At 71.3% G+C, this 16,947-nt stretch carries 16 protein-coding genes; 7 read left to right on the forward strand and 9 right to left on the reverse strand.

Annotation, left to right across the window (positions count from 1 at the left end):
- The first annotated feature begins 29 nt into the window (after positions 1–29).
- Entirely contained in the window at positions 30–1,460 is a 1,431-nt protein-coding gene (locus tag C6N40_RS07190) for an MFS transporter (RefSeq protein ID WP_106990338.1), read from the forward strand.
- A gap of 50 nt (positions 1,461–1,510) precedes the next feature.
- On the opposite strand, the gene ltaE is transcribed toward C6N40_RS07190, so the two are convergent.
- The gene (ltaE, locus tag C6N40_RS07195) at positions 1,511–2,527 is read right to left on the reverse strand and encodes a low-specificity L-threonine aldolase (protein WP_106990339.1); all 1,017 of its coding nucleotides are present in this window, start codon (positions 2,525–2,527) and stop codon (positions 1,511–1,513) included.
- A gap of 18 nt (positions 2,528–2,545) precedes the next feature.
- Positions 2,546–3,082, reverse strand: a complete 537-nt coding sequence (locus tag C6N40_RS07200; protein ID WP_106990340.1) for a cytochrome b — start codon at positions 3,080–3,082, stop codon at positions 2,546–2,548.
- Positions 3,083–3,189: 107 nt separating this feature from the next.
- On the opposite strand from C6N40_RS07200, the gene xth reads away from it, so the two are divergent.
- A complete protein-coding gene (gene xth, locus C6N40_RS07205) occupies positions 3,190–3,969 on the forward strand; it encodes an exodeoxyribonuclease III (RefSeq protein ID WP_106990341.1) in 780 nt (259 codons plus the stop codon).
- Between the two features lie 92 nt (positions 3,970–4,061).
- On the opposite strand, the gene C6N40_RS07210 is transcribed toward xth, so the two are convergent.
- The 3 genes from C6N40_RS07210 to C6N40_RS07220 are packed head-to-tail and all read right to left on the reverse strand — an operon-like array spanning position 4,062 to position 7,811.
- Positions 4,062–6,317, reverse strand: coding sequence for a S9 family peptidase (locus C6N40_RS07210; protein ID WP_106990342.1), 2,256 nt, complete (start codon positions 6,315–6,317; stop codon positions 4,062–4,064).
- Between the two features lie 35 nt (positions 6,318–6,352).
- Positions 6,353–7,039: a glutathione binding-like protein gene (locus C6N40_RS07215; RefSeq protein WP_106990343.1), complete on the reverse strand. Its 687-nt coding sequence runs from the start codon at positions 7,037–7,039 to the stop codon at positions 6,353–6,355.
- Positions 7,040–7,049: 10 nt separating this feature from the next.
- Positions 7,050–7,811 (reverse strand): glucose 1-dehydrogenase, encoded by a 762-nt coding sequence (locus C6N40_RS07220; protein ID WP_106990344.1) that lies wholly within the window; start codon positions 7,809–7,811, stop codon positions 7,050–7,052.
- A gap of 96 nt (positions 7,812–7,907) precedes the next feature.
- Between C6N40_RS07220 and C6N40_RS07225 the strand changes: the two genes are divergently transcribed.
- From C6N40_RS07225 to C6N40_RS07245, 5 genes are all read left to right on the forward strand, one after another.
- The gene (locus C6N40_RS07225; protein WP_106990345.1) at positions 7,908–8,705 is read left to right on the forward strand and encodes an SDR family NAD(P)-dependent oxidoreductase; all 798 of its coding nucleotides are present in this window, start codon (positions 7,908–7,910) and stop codon (positions 8,703–8,705) included.
- Position 8,706: 1 nt separating this feature from the next.
- Positions 8,707–9,750: a saccharopine dehydrogenase family protein gene (locus C6N40_RS07230; RefSeq protein ID WP_106990346.1), complete on the forward strand. Its 1,044-nt coding sequence runs from the start codon at positions 8,707–8,709 to the stop codon at positions 9,748–9,750.
- A 38-nt stretch (positions 9,751–9,788) separates the two neighbouring features.
- Positions 9,789–11,966 carry a DNA helicase II gene (gene uvrD, locus C6N40_RS07235; RefSeq protein WP_106990347.1) on the forward strand — a complete coding sequence of 726 codons (2,178 nt, stop codon included), beginning with the start codon at positions 9,789–9,791 and terminating at the stop codon, positions 11,964–11,966.
- A 69-nt stretch (positions 11,967–12,035) separates the two neighbouring features.
- On the forward strand, positions 12,036–13,133 hold the full coding sequence (locus C6N40_RS07240; RefSeq protein WP_106990348.1) for a TRAP transporter substrate-binding protein: 1,098 nt from the start codon (positions 12,036–12,038) through the stop codon (positions 13,131–13,133).
- 138 nt (positions 13,134–13,271) lie between these two features.
- The gene (locus C6N40_RS07245; RefSeq protein WP_106990349.1) at positions 13,272–14,180 is read left to right on the forward strand and encodes a c-type cytochrome; all 909 of its coding nucleotides are present in this window, start codon (positions 13,272–13,274) and stop codon (positions 14,178–14,180) included.
- On the opposite strand, the gene C6N40_RS07250 is transcribed toward C6N40_RS07245, so the two are convergent.
- Genes C6N40_RS07250 through C6N40_RS07265 form a run of 4 tightly spaced genes read right to left on the reverse strand, consistent with a single transcriptional unit; the run spans position 14,177 to position 16,849 of the window.
- The gene (locus tag C6N40_RS07250) at positions 14,177–14,626 is read right to left on the reverse strand and encodes a GNAT family N-acetyltransferase (protein ID WP_205208567.1); all 450 of its coding nucleotides are present in this window, start codon (positions 14,624–14,626) and stop codon (positions 14,177–14,179) included. The genes C6N40_RS07245 and C6N40_RS07250 overlap by 4 nt on opposite strands.
- Positions 14,623–16,005 (reverse strand): TRAP transporter large permease, encoded by a 1,383-nt coding sequence (locus tag C6N40_RS07255; RefSeq protein WP_106990351.1) that lies wholly within the window; start codon positions 16,003–16,005, stop codon positions 14,623–14,625. Before C6N40_RS07255 ends, C6N40_RS07250 begins: the two co-directional genes overlap by 4 nt.
- Positions 16,002–16,514 carry a TRAP transporter small permease subunit gene (locus C6N40_RS07260; protein ID WP_205208568.1) on the reverse strand — a complete coding sequence of 171 codons (513 nt, stop codon included), beginning with the start codon at positions 16,512–16,514 and terminating at the stop codon, positions 16,002–16,004. Before C6N40_RS07260 ends, C6N40_RS07255 begins: the two co-directional genes overlap by 4 nt.
- The gene (locus C6N40_RS07265) at positions 16,511–16,849 is read right to left on the reverse strand and encodes a DUF2782 domain-containing protein (RefSeq protein ID WP_240183470.1); all 339 of its coding nucleotides are present in this window, start codon (positions 16,847–16,849) and stop codon (positions 16,511–16,513) included. Before C6N40_RS07265 ends, C6N40_RS07260 begins: the two co-directional genes overlap by 4 nt.
- Between the last annotated feature and the right edge of the window lie 98 nt (positions 16,850–16,947).

Here is a 16,947-nt window from a genome sequence, read left to right on the forward strand (position 1 = left end):
TCCTCCGGCCCCATTTAAGATGGCGGGGCATGCAGTCCTCGCGCCGCCTTCCCCTGATCGTCGCCACGGCCCTGTTCATCGAGAACATGGACTCGACGGCGATCGCCACGTCCCTGCCGGCGATCGCGGCCGACCTGGGCACCGAGCCGATCGCGCTCAAGCTCGCGCTCACGGCCTACCTGCTGGCGCTGGCCGTGTTCATCCCGGTCAGTGGCTGGGTGGCCGACCGCTTCGGCGCCAAACGCACCTTCATGCTGGCCATCGGCGTGTTCCTGCTTGGCTCGCTGGCCTGCGCCGCCAGCGCGACGCTGGGCCAGCTGGTGGCGGCCCGCTTCCTGCAGGGCCTGGGCGGCGCGCTGATGGTGCCGGTGGGCCGGCTGGTGCTGCTGCGCACGATCCCCAAGCACGAGCTGGTGCAGGCCCTGAGCTGGCTCACCATCCCGGCCCTGGTCGCGCCCATCCTCGGCCCGCCCATCGGCGGTTTCATCGCCACCTACAGCGACTGGCGCTGGATCTTCCTGATCAACCTGCCGATCGGCGTGGTCGGCATCTTCCTGGCCTGGCGCTTCGTGCCCGACCTGCGCGAGGACGTGAAACCGCTGGACTGGACCGGCTTCGCATACTCCGGCCTGGGGCTGGCGCTGGCGCTGTTCGGCTTCTCGACGCTGGGTCGCCACCTCGTGGCCACGCCGGTGGCGGTGGGCTGCCTGGTGCTGGGCCTGGCCGGCATGGCCGCCTACGTCCGGCATGCGCGCCGGCACCCGCATCCGCTGATCGACCTGCAGCTGTTGCGCCTGGTGACCCTGCGCGCCGGCGTGCTCGGCGGGTTGCTGTTCCGGGTCGGCATCGGCGCCACGCCCTTCCTGCTGCCGCTGATGCTGCAGCTGGGCTTCGGCATGACGCCGCTGGCGTCCGGCCTGCTCACTTTCTTCTCGGCGGTCGGCGCGATGTTCATGAAGACCCTGGCGGCGCGCATCCTGCGGCGCTTCGGCTTCCGCCGCGTGCTGTGGATCAACGCCCTGCTGGCCTCGGCCATGCTCGCCGGCTTCGGCCTGTTCCGCATCGACACGCCGCACTGGCTGATCATCGGCGTGCTGCTGGTGTCGGGCTGCTTCCGCTCGCTGCAGTTCACCAGCCTCAACGCGATCACCTACGCGGAAGTGGACCAGGGCCGCATGGGCCAGGCCTCGGCGCTGTCGGGAATGATGCAGCAGTTCTCGCTGGCGCTGGGCGTGGCGGTGGGCGGCTACGCGCTGCAGCTGGCCGGCGCCTTCACCGGCGAGGACTACGCCAACGCGGCGAACTTCGGCTGGGCTTTCCTCACCGTCGGCCTGATCTCGGCGATGTCGGCCTGGGTGATGTTCCGCCTGCCGCAAGACGCCGGCGCCGAAATGGCCGGCCGCGCCCAGGACGGCAAGGAAGTCGCCGAACCCAAGGCCGCCCAGCGCCCCGCGACGTAGGCAAGGCAGGGGTCGGAGGTAATTTGCCCGAGGCAAATTACCTCCGACCCCTAGGCGAAGTAGCTGCGGAAGGCGGCGATCGTGCGTTCGATGCCGGCGTCGTCGATGTCCAGGTGCGTCACCAGCCGGATGCGCGGGCCGCGGCCGACGGAAATGCGCACGCCGCGCGACTCCAGGTGTTTGGCGAGCCCGCCATGGCGGCCATCGGGCACGGAGACGAACAGGATGTTGGTGAACGCGCCCTCGACCACGAGGCCGGGGATCGCCCGCAGTGCCGCCGCGAGTTCGGCGGCCCGGCGATGGTCCTCAGCCAGGCGGGCCACGTGGTGGTCGAGCGCATGCTGGCCCATCGCGGCCAGCAGCCCCGCCTGCCGCCAGCCGCCGCCCAGCACCTTGCGCCAGCGCCGTGCCGTGTCCACCACCTTGCGCGAACCGGCCAGCACCGAACCCACCGGTGCACCGAGGCCCTTGGACAGGCACACCGAGACCGAGTCGAAATGCCCGGCGATCTGCGCCGCCGGCACGCCGCAGGCCACGGCGGCGTTGTAGAGCCGCGCGCCATCGAGGTGGAAGGCCAGGCCGCGCTCGCGCGCGAAGGCGCCGGCGGCTGCAAGGTAGTCCAGCGGCAGCGGCCGGCCGTGCCAGGTGTTCTCCAGCGCCAGCAGGCGCGTGCGGGCGAAGTGCGGGTCGCCGGCGGGCTTGATCGCGGCCGCCACGGCGTCCAGCGGCAGCGTGCCGTCGGCCGCATGCACGATCGGCTGCGGCTGGATCGAGCCCAGCACCGCCGCGCCGCCGCCTTCGTACTTGTAGGTGTGCGCGTCCATGCCCACCAGGTACTCGTCGCCGCGCTCGCAGTGCGCCATCAGCGCCAGCAGGTTCGACTGGGTGCCGCTGGGCACGAACAGCGCCGCCTCGAAGCCCAGCTCGGCGGCCACCCGGTCCTGCAGGGCGTTCACGCTCGGGTCGTCGCCCATCACGTCGTCGCCGACCGCGGCGCGCAGCCCTGCTTCGCGCATGGCCGGCGTGGGCTGGGTAACGGTGTCGCTGCGAAGATCAACCCACTGCATCGGCCTTGCGCTCCCGGATCAGGTCATCCGGCGTAGCGTATCGTCACGGCGCACGAAGTGGTGGTACAGCGCCGCCAGCACGTGCAGGCCGACCACCCAGTAGAACGCGCTGCCGACGAGTTTGTGGATGTCCTCGATCCGGTGCGCCAGGGCTTCGTCCGGCGCCATCAGCGCCGGCAGGGCGACCTGGGTGAAGGGAAGCAGGATGTCCTTGCCGTCGGTCCAGGCGGTCATCAGGCCCAGCACGGGCTGCGCCACCAGCATCGCGTAGAGCAGCAGGTGCAGGGCCTTGGCCGGCAGCGCCTGCCAGGCCGGCAGCGCCGGCGACACCGCGGGCGCCGGCCGCGAGAAGGCCAGCAGCAGGCGCGGCAGCATCAGCGCCAGGATGGCAATGCCGGCCCAGAAATGCGCCTGCGCCATGGCCGCGCGCTCGGCGGTGCCGCGGTCGAAGTTCTCCCGACCCTCGATGAATACGAAGGCCAGCACCAGCATTACGCCAATGCCCCAGTGCAGGGCGCGGCGTGAGGGGGCATAGCGGGGGCGCGACGTGGCCATGGCGGGACTCCGGGTGGGCTGGGCCAAGATTGCGCCTAAGCTGGCGCGCTGCCCTGACCGCCGTCAAGCGTTCGCCGCGATGCGCGCGAACGGTTAGCATTCGCGCCATGGACACCACCACGATCGCCAGCTGGAACGTCAATTCGCTCAACGTGCGCCTGCCGCACCTGGAGGAATGGCTCAAGCTGCGCCAGCCCGACATCGTCGGCCTGCAGGAAACCAAGCTCGAGGACAGCCGCTTCCCCGATTCCGTGCTGGCCGGGCTGGGCTACCGCAGCGTGTTCGCGGGCCAGAAGACCTACAACGGCGTGGCCATCCTCGCGCGCGAGGCGCCGGCGGACGTGCAGGTGGGCATCCCGGGTTTCGAGGATGAGCAAAAGCGCGTCATCGCGGCCACCGTGGGCGACCTGCGCATCGTCAACCTGTACGTGGTCAACGGCCAGGACGTGGGCACCGAGAAGTACGACTACAAGCTGCGCTGGCTCGAGGCCGTGCATGGGTGGCTGGCCGAAGAGATCAAGGCGCATCCGCGCCTGGTGGTGATGGGCGACTTCAACATCGCGCCCGACGACCGCGACGTGCACGACCCGGCCGTGTGGAACGACGCGTCCATCCTCACCTCCACCGCCGAGCGCGCCGCGCTGCGCCGCCTGCTCGACCTGGGCCTGCACGACAGCTACCGCCTGCATCACGCCGACGGCGGCGTGTTCAGCTGGTGGGACTACCGTGCGGCCGGTTTCCGCCGCAACCTTGGCCTGCGCATCGACCTGTGCCTGGTCTCCGACGCCCTGCGCGAACGCTGCACCGGCGCCGAGATCGACCGCGAGCCGCGCACCTGGGAGCGGCCGAGCGACCATGCGCCGGCGTTGGTGCACCTGGCGAAATAAACCCGGGATCGGGGACAGGTACATTTTTCGGGCCGGGGTCTTGGGCGCATCGCGCCCAAGACCCCGGCCCGAAAAATGTACCTGTCCCCTGCCTACCTGAGGCAGCGGTCGAAGAAGTCTTCGGCCAGGCGGTAGCGGTGCAGGGCGTCGGCGCCCGACAGGCCGTGCTTGGCGCCCGGGTAGGTCATCAGCTCGAAGGGCGTGCCGCGCTTCTGCAGCTCCGACATCAGTTTGGTCGAGTTGGTGAACAGCACGTTGTCGTCGGCCATGCCGTGCACCAGCAGCAGCTTCGAGCGCAGGCCGTCCAGGTGGGTGAACACCGAGGCCTCGCGGTAGCCGTCCGGGTTGCGCGCCGGGTGGTCCATGTAGCGCTCGGTGTAGTGGGTGTCGTAGAGCGCCCAGTCGGTGACCGGCGCGCCGGCGACGCCGCAGGCGTATCGGTCGGAGGCCTTCGCCAGCAGCATCAGTGTCATGTAGCCGCCGTTCGACCAGCCGTGCACGCCGATGCGCGCCGGGTCCACCCAGGGCTGCGTGCGCAGGAAATCCACGCCCACCACCTGGTCCTCGACCTCCACCGTGCCCTGCCTGCCGTAGAGCGCGCCGCCGAACTTCGCGCCGCGCCGCGGCGTGCCGCGGTTGTCGAGCGAAAACACCACGTAGCCGCGCTGGGCCAGGTACTGGTTGAACAGCGCGTCGGCGCGGCCGGGCCAGGCGCGGGTGACGGTCTGCGCGGCCGGGCCGCCGTACACGAACACCACCACCGGGTACCTCTTCGCCGGGTCGAAGCCCTCGGGCTTGAGCAGGCTGTAGTGCATCGGCGTGCCGTCGGCGGCCTCGAGCGTGCCGAACTCCGCCGGCCGGTGCGCCGCGCGGAAGGGCGCGTACGGGTGCGCCGGGTCGGCGAGGTCGTTGGCCACCAGCGTCGCCAGCTTCGTGCCGTCGGCCTTGTACAGCTCGGTCTGCGGCGGCATGGCCGGGTTCGACCACAGGTCGACGAACACCGCCGCATTGGCGCTGAACGCGGCCTCGTGCATGCCCGGCGCGCTGGTCAGGCGGCGCGGCTCGCCGCCGGCCAGCGGCACGGCATAGACGTGCTTTTCCAGCGGCGAGTCCAGGGTGCCGGCGACGTAGGCCAGGCCCGCGGCCTCGTCCACGCCCAGCAGCGCGTCCACCACCCACTCCCCCTGCGTCAGGGCGCGCTCGAAGGCGCCGTCGGCGGCGTGCAGCTGCAGGTGCTCGAAGCCGCTGCGCTCGGAGATCCACAGGAAGCGGCCGTCGGCCAGGAAGCGCAGGCCGTCGTGCAGCGGCACCCAGGTGTCGCTGGTCTCGGTGACCAGCACGCGCTGGCGGCCGCTGGCCAGCGTGGCCTCGACCAGCTCGAGCCGGCGCTGGTCGCGCGTCTGGCGCTGGAAGGTGAGCACGCCGGGCGCGCGCCACTGCACGCGGGCGAGGTAGATGTCGGCCTCGGCACCGAGGTCCACGTCGGCGATCTCCAGCTTCGCCGGCCTGTCCACGCCGGGCTTGCCGGCGCGCATCGAGGCCAGGTCGGCCACGTGCAGGCTGATGCGCACGTTCGGGTCGCCGGCGGCGGGGTAGAACTGCTCGACCACCTCGGTGCGGTCGGCGTACATCTCGTAGCGCTTTTGCACCGGCACCGGCGACTCGTCGATGCGGGCGAAGGCCACGGCCGAATCATCCGGCGCGAACCAGTAGCCGGTGTGCCGGCCCATTTCCTCGTCGGCCACGAACTCGGCCACGCCGTTGCCGATGGCGTCGCCGCCGTCGTCGGTGAGCTGCAGTTCGCGGCCGCTGGCCAGCTCGATCACCCACAGGTTGCGCTCGCGCACGAAGCCCACGAACTTGCCGCCGGGCGAGAGCCGCGGATCGGTGGCGAAGCCGGTGCCGGAGGTGAGCTTGCGCACCGGGTTGGCCGCGCCCTCGCGCAGGTCGTACAGGTAGAGTTCGCCGCCCAGCGGGAACAGCAGCGACTGCGAATCCGGCGCCCACTGGTACTCGACGATGCCGCGGAAGGCGGCGATGCGCTGGCGCTCGCGCCGCGCCTTCTCCTCGTCGCTCAGTTCCTCGTCGCCGGGCAGCACCACGGCCGAGTCCACCAGCAGGCGGGCCTCGCCGTCGGCCACGTGGTATTCCCACAGGTCGAGCTGGAAACGGTCGCTGTCCTTGCCGCGCAGGAAGGTCACGCGCGAGCCGTCGGGCGCGATCGCCGGCTTCATCAGGCTGGGCCCGGACAGCGGCGCGCCGCCGGTGATGGCTTCGAGCGTGAGTTTCTCGGCGTGGGCGGCGGGGGCGAGGGTCATGGCGGTGGCCAGCAGAAGGCTCTTGATCATTTCAGGTCCCTGGACGGGTTCCGGTGTGTCTGGGCTCAGGCGGGGCGCCCGAACAGGTTGCGGCGCATTTCTTCGGACATCCCGGCCGGGCGCTGGAAGGACTTCTCGACCGCGTAGGCGCGTTCGAAGGCCGGGCGCGCGGCGAGCGCCTCGAACCAGCGGCGCACGGCCGGGTAGTCGCCCAGGTCGACGTGGTGCCAGGCGTGGGCCGCGGCCCAGGGGTGGCAGGCGAGGTCGGCGATGCTCAGCGCGTCGCCGGCGACGAACTCGCTGGCGGCCAGGCGGCGGTCGAGCACGCCGTACAGGCGCGCGGTCTCCCGCTGGTAGCGCTCGATCGCGTAGGGGATCTTCTCGGGCGCGTAGCGGCTGAAGTGGTGGTTCTGGCCCAGCATCGGCCCGAAGCCGCCGACCTGCCAGGCCAGCCACTCGAACACCGCCTTGCGCTCGCGCGCGGCGGTGGGCAGCAGCCGGCCGGTCTTCTCGGCCAGGTACACCAGGATCGCGCCCGACTCGAACACCGGGATCGGCGCGCCGCCGTCGGCCGGCGCGTGGTCGACGATGGCCGGCATGCGGTTGTTGGGCGAGATGGCGAGGAACTCGGGCTTGAACTGGTCGCCGGCGCCGATGTCCACCGGCACGATTCGATAGTCCAGCCCGGTTTCCTCGAGCATCAGGGTGATCTTGTGGCCGTTGGGCGTGGGCCAGTAATGCAGGTCGATCATCGGAGTGGTCTCAGGCGAGGTAGCCGCCGTCCACCGGCAGCGCGGCGCCGGTGAGGTAGGAGGCGGCGGGCGAGGCGAGGAAGAGCACGGCCGGGGCGATCTCGCCCGGCTGCGCCACGCGCGCCAGCGGGATCAGCCGCAGCATCATGTCCATGATCTTGGGGTTGCCGGTCAGCGCCGAGGCAAACTTCGTGTCGGTCAGGCCCGGCAGCACCGCGTTCACGCGCACGCCCAGCGGCGCCAGCTCCTTGGCGAAACCCTCGGTCATGTTGACGATGCCGGCCTTGGTCATCGAATACACCAGCTGGCCCGGCGCCGGGCGCTCGGCGTTCACCGAGGCCACGTTCACCACGGCGCCGCCGTGGCCCTTCATGCGCCGGGCGGCCTGCACCGTGGTCCAGAAATACCCGCGCAGGTTCACTTCGACGGTCTTTTCGTAGGCGTCGAGCGTCATGTCCACCGCCGGGCCGAAGTAGGGGTTGGCGGCGGCATTGTTGACCAGGATGTCCACGCGCTTGCCGGCGGCGTCGAGCGTGGCGAACAGGCCCTCGATGGCGGCCGGGTCGCCGACGTGCACGGCGTGCGCCTCGGCCGAGCCGCCGGCCGCGCGGATGGCGTCGGCCACGGCCTGGCAGCCCTCGAGTTTGCGGCTGGTGCAGATGACGTGGGCGCCGTGGGCGGCGAGCAGGTGGGCGATGGCCTCGCCGATGCCGCGCGAAGCGCCGGAGACCAGGGCGGTCTGGCCGGAAAGGTCGAACAGGGAGTCGGTCACGCGAGGCTCCGTGGTGAAGACGGGACGACGAGGTTGTTATGCTCCGGAATCTAGCACAGGCCCCGTGCACGGCCTGGCACGAACGGAGTGGCTTGGATGGTGCAGCGGCGGGTTTTGATCACGGGTGCGGGAAGCGGGCTGGGCCAGGCCCTGGCGCACCGTTATGCGCGTGCCGGCGCCCGGGTCGCCTGCGTCGACCTCGACGCCACCCGCGCCGGCCTCACCCGCGCCGCGCTGCCGGGCGAAGGCCACCTGGCGATGTCGGCCAACGTCGGCAGCGACGACGCCATGGAGCAGGTTCACGAGCGCATCGCCAGCGAATGGGGTGGCCTGGACGTGCTGGTCAACAACGCCGGCATCGCCACCGGCGGCGCCATGGTCGACACCACCATGGCCGAGTGGCGCAACGTGCTCGAGGTCAACCTGCTCGGCGTGGTGCGCGGTTGCCGGCTGTTCCTGCCCGGCATGATCGCCGCCGGCAGCGGCCACATCGTCAACACCGCCAGCTTCGCCGGCCTGGCCGGCGCGCCCGGCATCATGAGTTACGGCGTGGCGAAGGCGGCCGTGGTGGCGCTGAGCGAGCAACTGCGCGCCGAGGTGCACGGGCAGGGCATCCGGGTGAGCGTGCTGTGTCCGGCCTTCTTCCGCACCAACCTGCTCGAGAGCTGGCAGGGCGACCCACGCATGAAGCCCTTCGCGGCGCGCATGATGGACGCCTCGCCCGATACCCTCGAGGGTGTGGCCGACCGCTCCTTCGCGGCGATCGAGCGCGGCGAGTTCCTCGTGCTGCCGACCCGCAGCGAACCGATGCGCTGGCGCCTCAAGCGCTGGGCGCCAAACCTCTACTTCAGAAAGCTGCTAAAGCTCGTCGCGCAGCGCAAAGCGGGGCACTGACATGGACTGGATGATCTACGGGGCCAATGGCTACACCGGCCGCATGGTCGTTGAGGAGGCCGTGCGCCGCGGGTTGCGCCCGGTGCTGGCCGGCCGCAACGCCGCCGAACTCGAGGCCATGGCGCAGGCGCACGGCCTGCCGGTGCGGGCCTTCGCGCTCGACAACCCGGTGGCGCTGCGCACCGGGCTCAACGGCATCGGCCTGGTGCTGCATTGCGCGGGGCCGTTCTCGGCCACCAGCGCACCCATGCTCGACGCCTGCCTGGATGTCGGCGCGCACTACCTCGACATCACCGGCGAGATCGACGTGTTCGCGCACTGCCACTCGCGCGACGCCGACGCCAGGGCGAAGGGCGTGGTGGTGGTGCCGGGCGCCGGTTTCGACGTGGTGCCCACCGACTGCCTGGCGGCGCTGCTCAAGCGCGAACTGCCGGCCGCCACCTCGCTGGTGCTGGCCTTCGAGGCCGGCGGCGGGCCCAGCCCCGGCACCGCCAAGACCAGCGTCGAGGGCCTGGGCAAGGGCGGCCGCGCCCGCGTCGGCGGCAAGCTCGTCCGCGTGCCGCTGGCCTGGAAGACGCGTACCTTCGAGCGCGACGGCGAGCAGCGCTTCGCCATGACCATTCCCTGGGGCGACGTGTACACGGCCCATGTGTCCACCGGCATCCCGGACATCGAGGTCTACATGGGCGTGCCGCCGGCCACGGCGGTGCGCCTGCGCCGGCTGCGGATGCTCGGCCCGCTGCTGGGCCTGCGGCCGGTGCAGGCCTGGCTCAAGCGCCAGGTCGGCAAGAAGGTTCGTGGTCCCTCGGAAAGCACCCGCGGCAAGACCGGCTGCGTGGTCTGGGGCGAGGCGCGCGATGCCGCCGGTGGCGAGGTGAAGCGGATGCTGCGCACGCCCAACGGCTACGACATCACCGTGACCGCCTCGCTGGGCATCGTGCAGCGGCTGCTGTCGGGGCCGGCGCCGGAACCGGGTTTCCATACGCCCTCGCGGCTGATGGGCGCCGACTACGTGCTCTCGCTGCCGGGCGTGCGGCTCGACTGAGCGGCGCCGGGGCGTCGTGGCGCCGCTACAATGGCGCCATGGATGTTTCCCACCTGCTCGACGGCCTGAACCCGGCCCAGCGCGAGGCCGTGTCGGCCCCGCCGGGCCACCTGCTGGTGCTCGCCGGCGCCGGTTCCGGCAAGACCCGCGTGCTCACGCACCGCATCGGCTGGCTCAACGAGGTCGTGGGCGTGCCCGCCCACGGCATCCTGGCCGTCACCTTCACCAACAAGGCCGCCGCCGAGATGCGCGGCCGCGTCGAGGCGCTGCTGCGTCACGGCAGCCGCGGCATGTGGATCGGCACCTTCCACGGCCTGGCGCATCGCCTGCTGCGGCTGCACTGGCAGGAGGCCGGGCTGCCTGAGTCCTTCCAGGTGCTCGACGCCGACGACCAGGTGCGCCTGCTCAAGCGCGTGGCCGCCGACCTCGAGCTCGACGAAGGCCGCTTCCCGCCGCGCCAGATGGCCTGGTGGATCAACGCGCAGAAGGACGAGGGCCGGCGCCCGAAGCACATCCAGCCGGCCGGCGGCGACTTCTACGGCAAGACCATGCTGCGCGTCTACGAGGCCTACGAGGAGCGCTGCCAGCGCGCCGGCCTGGTGGACTTCGCCGAGCTGCTGCTGCGCGCGCACGAGCTGTGGCTGCAGCATCCGCCGCTGCTGCACCACTACCAGCAGCGCTTCCGGCACCTGCTGGTCGACGAGTTCCAGGACACCAACGCCATCCAGTACGCCTTCGTGCGCGTGCTGGCCGGCGAGACGGGCGAGGTGTTCGTGGTCGGCGACGATGACCAGTCCATCTACGGCTGGCGCGGCGCCAGGGTCGAGAACGTGCAGCGCTTCCTGAGCGACTACCCCGGCGCGCGCACGCTCAAGCTCGAGCAGAACTACCGATCCACCGGCAACATCCTGGCCGCGGCCAATGCGGTGATCGCGCACAACCCCGAGCGCATCGGCAAGCAACTGTGGACCGACACCGGCGAGGGCGAGCCGATCGACCTGTTCGCCGCCTACAACGAGGTGGACGAAGCCCGCTTCGTGGTCGAGCGCATCCAGGCCTGGATCCGCGAGGGCGGCAGCGCCGGCGACAACGCCGTGCTCTATCGCTCCAACGCCCAGTCGCGGGCGATGGAAGAGCAGCTCGTGCAGGCCGGCCTGCCCTACCGGGTGTATGGCGGCCAGCGCTTCTTCGAGCGCATGGAAATCAAGGACGCGCTGGCCTACCTGCGCCTGGTCGCCAACCGCGCCGATGACGCCGCCTTCGAGCGCGCGGTGAACACGCCGCCGCGCGGCATCGGCGGCAAGACCCTGGACGAAGTGCGGCGCCACGCGCGCGAAAACGCGCTGCCGCTGTTCGGGGCGGCGAAGGCCATGTCCGCCGACGGCAGCGGCCTGGCGGGCCGGGCGCGCAATGCGCTGCGCGGTTTCATCGAGCTGATGGACGGGCTGGAGGCCGACATCCTCGACTCGCCGCTGCACGAACAGTTCGACCACGTGATCACCACGTCCGGGCTGCGCGTGCACTACGCCAACGAGTCGCGCGGCCAGCTCGACTCCCGGGTCGACAACCTCGACGAGCTGGTCTCCGTGGCCAGCCGCTTCGAGCGCCCGGACGACGAGGAGCTGGCCGGCATGAGCGAGCTGGTGGCCTTCCTGGGCTACGCCGCGCTCGAGGCCGGCGAAGGCCAGGCCGAGGCGGGCGAGGACGGCGTGCAGCTGATGACCCTGCACAGCGCCAAGGGCCTGGAGTTCCCGCAGGTGTTCCTGGTGGGCATGGAAGAAGGCCTGTTCCCTAGCGGCAAATCGCTCGAGGAGAGCGGGCGGCTCGAGGAGGAGCGCCGGCTGGCCTACGTGGGCCTGACCCGCGCGCGCCAGAAGCTGGTGCTCAGCTACGCCGAGTCGCGCCGCCTGCACGGCATGGAGATGCTGGGCACGCCCTCGCGCTTCCTGCGCGAGATCCCGCAGGCGCTGCTGCGCGAGGTGCGGCCGAAGGTGCAGGTCAGCCGCCCGGGCGGCTTCGGGGCCTCGCCGTCGATGGCCCTGGGCAGCGCGCCCACCGGCCTGCGCCTGGGCCAGCGCGTGGTGCACCCCAGCTTCGGCCTGGGCGTGGTGATGGACGCCGAAGGCAGCGGCGCCCACGCCCGCGTGCAGGTGAACTTCGAGACCGGCGGCGCCAAGTGGCTGGTCCTGGCCTACGCCAACCTCCAGCCCGCCTGAAGGCGCTCCAACAGGGGGCTCGGGGAAGGCATACTTCGTGGTGACTTTCGTTGCCAAGAAGGACCTTCCATGAAGCGACGTGAACTCCTGCGGGGCGCCGGACTGGCGGCCGTGGCCACGGGCCTGGCGGCCTGCGGGGCGCAGCCCGGGGCGACGCCGGCGGCGACCGCGTCCGACCAGCGCTTCGAATGGAAGATGGTCACTTCCTGGCCCACCAACTTCCCGGGCCTGGGCACCGGCGCGGCGAAGCTGGCGGCGATGATCACCGCCGCCTCCGGCGGCCGGCTCACCGTCAAGGTGTACGGCGCCGGCGAGCTGGTGCCGGCCTTCGAGGTCTTCGACGCGGTGGGTCGCGGCACGGCCGAAATGGGCCACTCGGCCGCCTACTACTGGAAGGGCAAGACCGCGGCGGCGCCGTTCTTCTGTGCGGTTCCGTTCGGGCTCAACGCCCAGGAAATGAACGGCTGGCTGTACGAGGGTGGCGGCCTGGCGCTGTGGCGCGAACTGTATGCCCGCTTCGGCCTGGTGCCCTTCCCGGCCGGCAACACCGGCGTGCAGCTGGCCGGTTGGTTCCGCAAGCCGGTGGCCTCGCTGGCCGACATTAAGGGCCTGAAGATGCGCATCCCGGGCCTGGGCGGCGAAGTGATGTCGCGCGTGGGCGCGACGCCGGTGAACCTGCCGGGCGCGGAGATCTTCAGTTCGCTGCAGACCGGCGCCATCGACGCCGCCGAGTGGGTGGGCCCGTACAACGACCTGGCCTTCGGCCTGCATCGCGCCGCGAAGTACTGCTACTACCCCGGCTGGCAGGAGCCCGGCCCGACGCTCGAGTGCATGGTCAACCAGGCGGCCTGGGAGTCGCTGCCGCAGGACCTCAAGGACATCGTCGACGCCTGCTGCCGCGCGATCAACGACGCGATGCTGGCCGAGTTCACCGCCCGCAACCAGCAGGCGCTGGACGTGCTGGTGCGCGAGCACGGCGTGGAGCTGCGCCAGTTGCCAGACGACCTGATGCTGGCGCTGCGTCGCGCCTCCGACAAAGTGCTCGAGGAGATCGCCGCCGGCGACCCGTTCGCGCGCAAGGTGCTCGAGTCCATGCGCGCCTTCCAGGCCCAGGCGCGCAGCTGGCACGCGGTTTCCGAGGAAGCGTATTACGCCAGCCGCGGCTGACCCTGCCACAAGTCACGCAGGCCACCCGCGAGGCCAAACGGCGGCTGAAACACCGGCGCCGCGCGTGACTTCCGGTACGGCCCGGGCCCCGACCTGATTGCGTAGCTTCCATCGTCCCGAAGAAGTCGTGGAAGCGAAATGCGCAAGTGGTTCATCCGTTCGGCCTGGCTGGCCGGCAGTTTCCTCGCGGCGGTGGCCGCGCTGTTCGTGTTCGCCTGGTTCAAGGCCGAGGCGGACATGGCGCGCACGTATGACGTGTCCGACCCGCCGCTGGTGCTGCGCGGCGACGCCGCGGAGCGCGAGCGTGGCGAACACCTTTACACCGTCACCGGCTGCGTCGAATGCCATGGTGAGGCCGGACGGGGCAAGGTGTTCATCGATGCCGGCCCGGTGGCGTACGTCGTCGCGCCCAACCTGACGCCGGCGGTGGTGGCCGGCCGCTACGATGCCGACCGCCTGGCCGTCGCCATCCGCCACGGCGTCGGCCCCGACGGCCGCCCGCTGCGGGTGATGCCGTCCGCGGACTTCATGAACCTCTCGGACGCCGACACGGCCGCGCTGGTGGCCTACCTGCAGTCGCTGCCGGATTCGGACAACGACCCCGGAACCACCGAGATCCGACCGCTCGGCCGCGTGCTGGCGATGTTCGGCAAGTTCCACCTGGTGCCGGCCGCCGACATCGACCACGGCCCGCGCACCCGCGTCGCGCCGCCGGCCGGCCCCACGGCGGAGTACGGCGCCTATCTCGCGCAGGTCTGCACCGGCTGCCACGGCATGGGCTGGACCGGCCAGCGCGTGCCGGGTACGCCGCCGGAGCTGCCGCCCGCGCCCAACCTCACCGCGCACGCCACCGGCCTGGCCGGCTGGACCGAGGCCGACTTCGTGCGCGTGCTGCGCGAAGGCAAGCGCCCGGACGGCGGCGAAGTGCATCCGTTCATGCCCTGGCGCAGCTACGGCCGGATGAGCGACGACGAGATGCAGGCGCTCTGGCGGCACCTCTCGGCGCTGCCGCCCAAGGCCGGCCTGCCGCGCCAGGCACCGGGCTAGGCGCCGCCGGGCTCGCGCTGGTACAGGCCCGGCCGGTGGATTTCCATCAGGCTTTCGGGCCGGGCCGGCGACTTGAAGCCGAAGCCCGCGTACAGCGAATGCGCGTCTCGGGTGGCCAGCATGATGCGGCGCAGCCCCACGGTGTCCGGGTGCGCCATCGCCGCCGCCACCAGCGCCTTGGAGATGCCGCGCCCGCGGTACTCCGGAAGCACGAACACGTCGGCCAGGTAGCCGAAGGTGGCGCGGTCGCCGATGACCCGCGCGAAGCCAACCTGGCGGCCGTCGAGCCAGGCGCTGAAGCACAGCGAGTTGGCCACGCCCTTCTCGACCAGTTCGCGCGGGATGCCGATGCACCAGTAGGCATGCGCGCTCAGGAAGCCATGCACGACGTCCATGTCGACGTCGGCCGGGTCGGTGCTGATGCGAAGTCCATCCATGGGTTTCACCCGTAAAGCAGGTCGGGAAGCGCCGTCGCCAGCGACGGGAAGGCGGCCACCGCCGCCAGCATCAGCAGCTGCAGCACGATGAAGGGCAGCACGCCGCGGTAGATCTCGCCCGTGGTCAGCGTGGGCGGCGCCACGCCGCGCAGGTAGAACAGGGCGAAGCCGAAGGGCGGGGTGAGGAAGCTGGTCTGCAGGTTGATGGCCATCATCACGCCCAGCCAGACCGGGTCGACCCCCAGGGCCAGCAGCACCGGCCCGACGATCGGCACCACCACGAACACGATCTCGATGAAGTCGAGCACGAAGCCGAGCAGGAACATCAGCAGCATCACCGCCAGGATGGCGCCCCACTTGCCGCCGGGCAGCGCGGTTAGCGCGCGGTGCACCCAGTCGTCGCCGCCCAGGCCGCGGAACACCAGCGAGAACAGCGCCGCGCCGACCAGGATGGCGAACACCATCGACGTCACCTTGACCGTCTGCGAAGCGACGGCCGCCAGGCGCCCGCGGTCGAGCTGGCCGTACAGCGCCGCGAACGCGGTGGCGCCCACCGCGCCGACTGCCGCCGCCTCGGTGGGCGTGGCGAAGCCGGCCAGGATCGAACCCAGCACCAGGCCGATGAGCACCAGCGCCGGCACGATCGCCCTGAGCAGCTGCACGAGCGAACGCGGCGATGCCTCGCGCAGCGCCGGCGCGCGTTCCGGCTGGCGCCAGGCCACCCAGAGCGCGTAAAGCAGGTACAGCAGCACCAGCCCCAGGCCCGGGATGAGCGCGCCGGCGAACAGGTCGCCGACCGACACGGTTTCGGGCGCGAACACGCCCTGCTTGAGCTGTGCCTGCTGGTAGGCGTTGCCGAGCTGGTCGCCCAGCAGCACCAGCACGATCGACGGCGGGATGATCTGCCCGAGCGTGCCCGACGCGCAGATCGCGCCGCTGGCCAGGCGCGGGCAGTAGCCGTTGCGCAGCATGGTGGGCAGGGAGATCAGGCCCATCGCCACCACCGTGGCGCCGACGATGCCGGTGGACGCCGCGAGCACCGCGCCCACCAGCAGCACCGCCACCACCAGGCCGCCGCGCACCCGGCCGAACAGCGCCGCCACCGCCTCGAGCAGCTGTTCGGCGATGCGCGAACGCTCGAGCATCACGCCCATGAACACGAACAGCGGCACCGCCACCAGGGTTTCGTTCGTCATCACGCCGAACAGGCGGTTGGGGAAGGCCTCCAGGAAGCTCGGGTCGAACACGCCCAGCAGCAGGCCGGTGCCCGCCGCCAGCAGCGCCACGCCGCCGAGCACGAAGGCCACCGGGAAACCGCTGGCCAGGCCCGCGAACAAGCCGGCCAGCAGCAGCACCAGCATCAGCACCTGCGGGGTGTCGTGGCTCATGCGTCGGCGGTGGGGGCGGTGGCGCGGGCCCAGGCGCGCACGGTGCCGGCCAGCCCCTGCAGGGCGAGCAGCAGGGCCGAGACGGGGATCAGCGCCTTGAGCAGGTACCAGCCGGGCAGGCCGCCCGGGTCACGCGAGCCTTCGCGCAGCGACCAGCTGGCGGCCACGTAGTCCCAGCTGACGGCGACGATGAAGACGCAGAAAGGCAGCAGCAGGCACAGGCTGGCGCCGAACTCGACCCAGGCGCGCCTGCGCGGCGACCAGCGCTGGGAGAACACGTCGACCCGGACGTGGGCGTCGTGCCGCAGCGCGAAGCACAGGCCCAGCAGGAACAGCGCCGAATGCAGCCAGAGCACCGCTTCCTGCGCCGCCACCGAACCGATGCCGGCGCCGTAGCGCGCCAGCACCAGCGCGAACACCAGCGCGACCAGCACGACCACGAGCACGGCGGCCACGCGGCCAGCGGCGTCGCTGGCCGCGTCGGCCCAGGCCAGGGCCCGGGCGGTCAATCCCACTCGTAGAGCGACCAGTAAACCGGAGAAACGGTGTCCGCCACGCCGTCGGCGATGCCGTCGCGATTGAGCCGGCCGTTGCCGTCGGTGTCGATCAGGTAATAGGACGGGCCGCGCTCGGGCGTGACCTTGACCATATAGAGCACGCCGTTCTGGCGGTACTCCTCGACCCGGTCGCCGTTGGCTTCGGTGCGGATGCTGACCGCCGGTGGATCGTCGACGGGCGCCTGCACCTTCTCGGGGATCGGCACGTCGTCGCGCGCGACCGGTTCCGCGGCCTGCCCGGCATCCTGGGCGGCCAGGGCGAAAAGCAGGGGGATCAGCATGTTCATGGCAGGCTCCTGCGCACGGGAAGCAAAGCATGTCAAAAGCCAGGTTGCCGCTCAAGCGAGCCGGCCGCGGGCGCGTAGAATCGACGAGTACGCCGCAA

It is taken from the genome of Arenimonas caeni (assembly GCF_003024235.1).
GTDB classification, from domain to species: Bacteria; Pseudomonadota; Gammaproteobacteria; order Xanthomonadales; family Xanthomonadaceae; genus Arenimonas; species Arenimonas caeni.

Bases quoted from the DNA above. Each gene is read 5' to 3' on its own strand.
- C6N40_RS07190 (WP_106990338.1), top strand. From the start codon at position 30: ATGCAGTCCTCGCGCCGCCTTCCCCTGATCGTCGCCACGGCCCTGTTC.
- ltaE (WP_106990339.1), bottom strand. From the start codon at position 2,527: ATGCAGTGGGTTGATCTTCGCAGCGACACCGTTACCCAGCCCACGCCG.
- C6N40_RS07200 (WP_106990340.1), bottom strand. From the start codon at position 3,082: ATGGCCACGTCGCGCCCCCGCTATGCCCCCTCACGCCGCGCCCTGCAC.
- xth (WP_106990341.1), top strand. From the start codon at position 3,190: ATGGACACCACCACGATCGCCAGCTGGAACGTCAATTCGCTCAACGTG.
- C6N40_RS07210 (WP_106990342.1), bottom strand. From the start codon at position 6,317: ATGATCAAGAGCCTTCTGCTGGCCACCGCCATGACCCTCGCCCCCGCC.
- C6N40_RS07215 (WP_106990343.1), bottom strand. From the start codon at position 7,039: ATGATCGACCTGCATTACTGGCCCACGCCCAACGGCCACAAGATCACC.
- C6N40_RS07225 (WP_106990345.1), top strand. From the start codon at position 7,908: ATGGTGCAGCGGCGGGTTTTGATCACGGGTGCGGGAAGCGGGCTGGGC.
- C6N40_RS07230 (WP_106990346.1), top strand. From the start codon at position 8,707: ATGGACTGGATGATCTACGGGGCCAATGGCTACACCGGCCGCATGGTC.
- uvrD (WP_106990347.1), top strand. From the start codon at position 9,789: ATGGATGTTTCCCACCTGCTCGACGGCCTGAACCCGGCCCAGCGCGAG.
- C6N40_RS07240 (WP_106990348.1), top strand. From the start codon at position 12,036: ATGAAGCGACGTGAACTCCTGCGGGGCGCCGGACTGGCGGCCGTGGCC.
- C6N40_RS07245 (WP_106990349.1), top strand. From the start codon at position 13,272: ATGCGCAAGTGGTTCATCCGTTCGGCCTGGCTGGCCGGCAGTTTCCTC.
- C6N40_RS07255 (WP_106990351.1), bottom strand. From the start codon at position 16,005: ATGAGCCACGACACCCCGCAGGTGCTGATGCTGGTGCTGCTGCTGGCC.
- C6N40_RS07265 (WP_240183470.1), bottom strand. From the start codon at position 16,849: ATGAACATGCTGATCCCCCTGCTTTTCGCCCTGGCCGCCCAGGATGCC.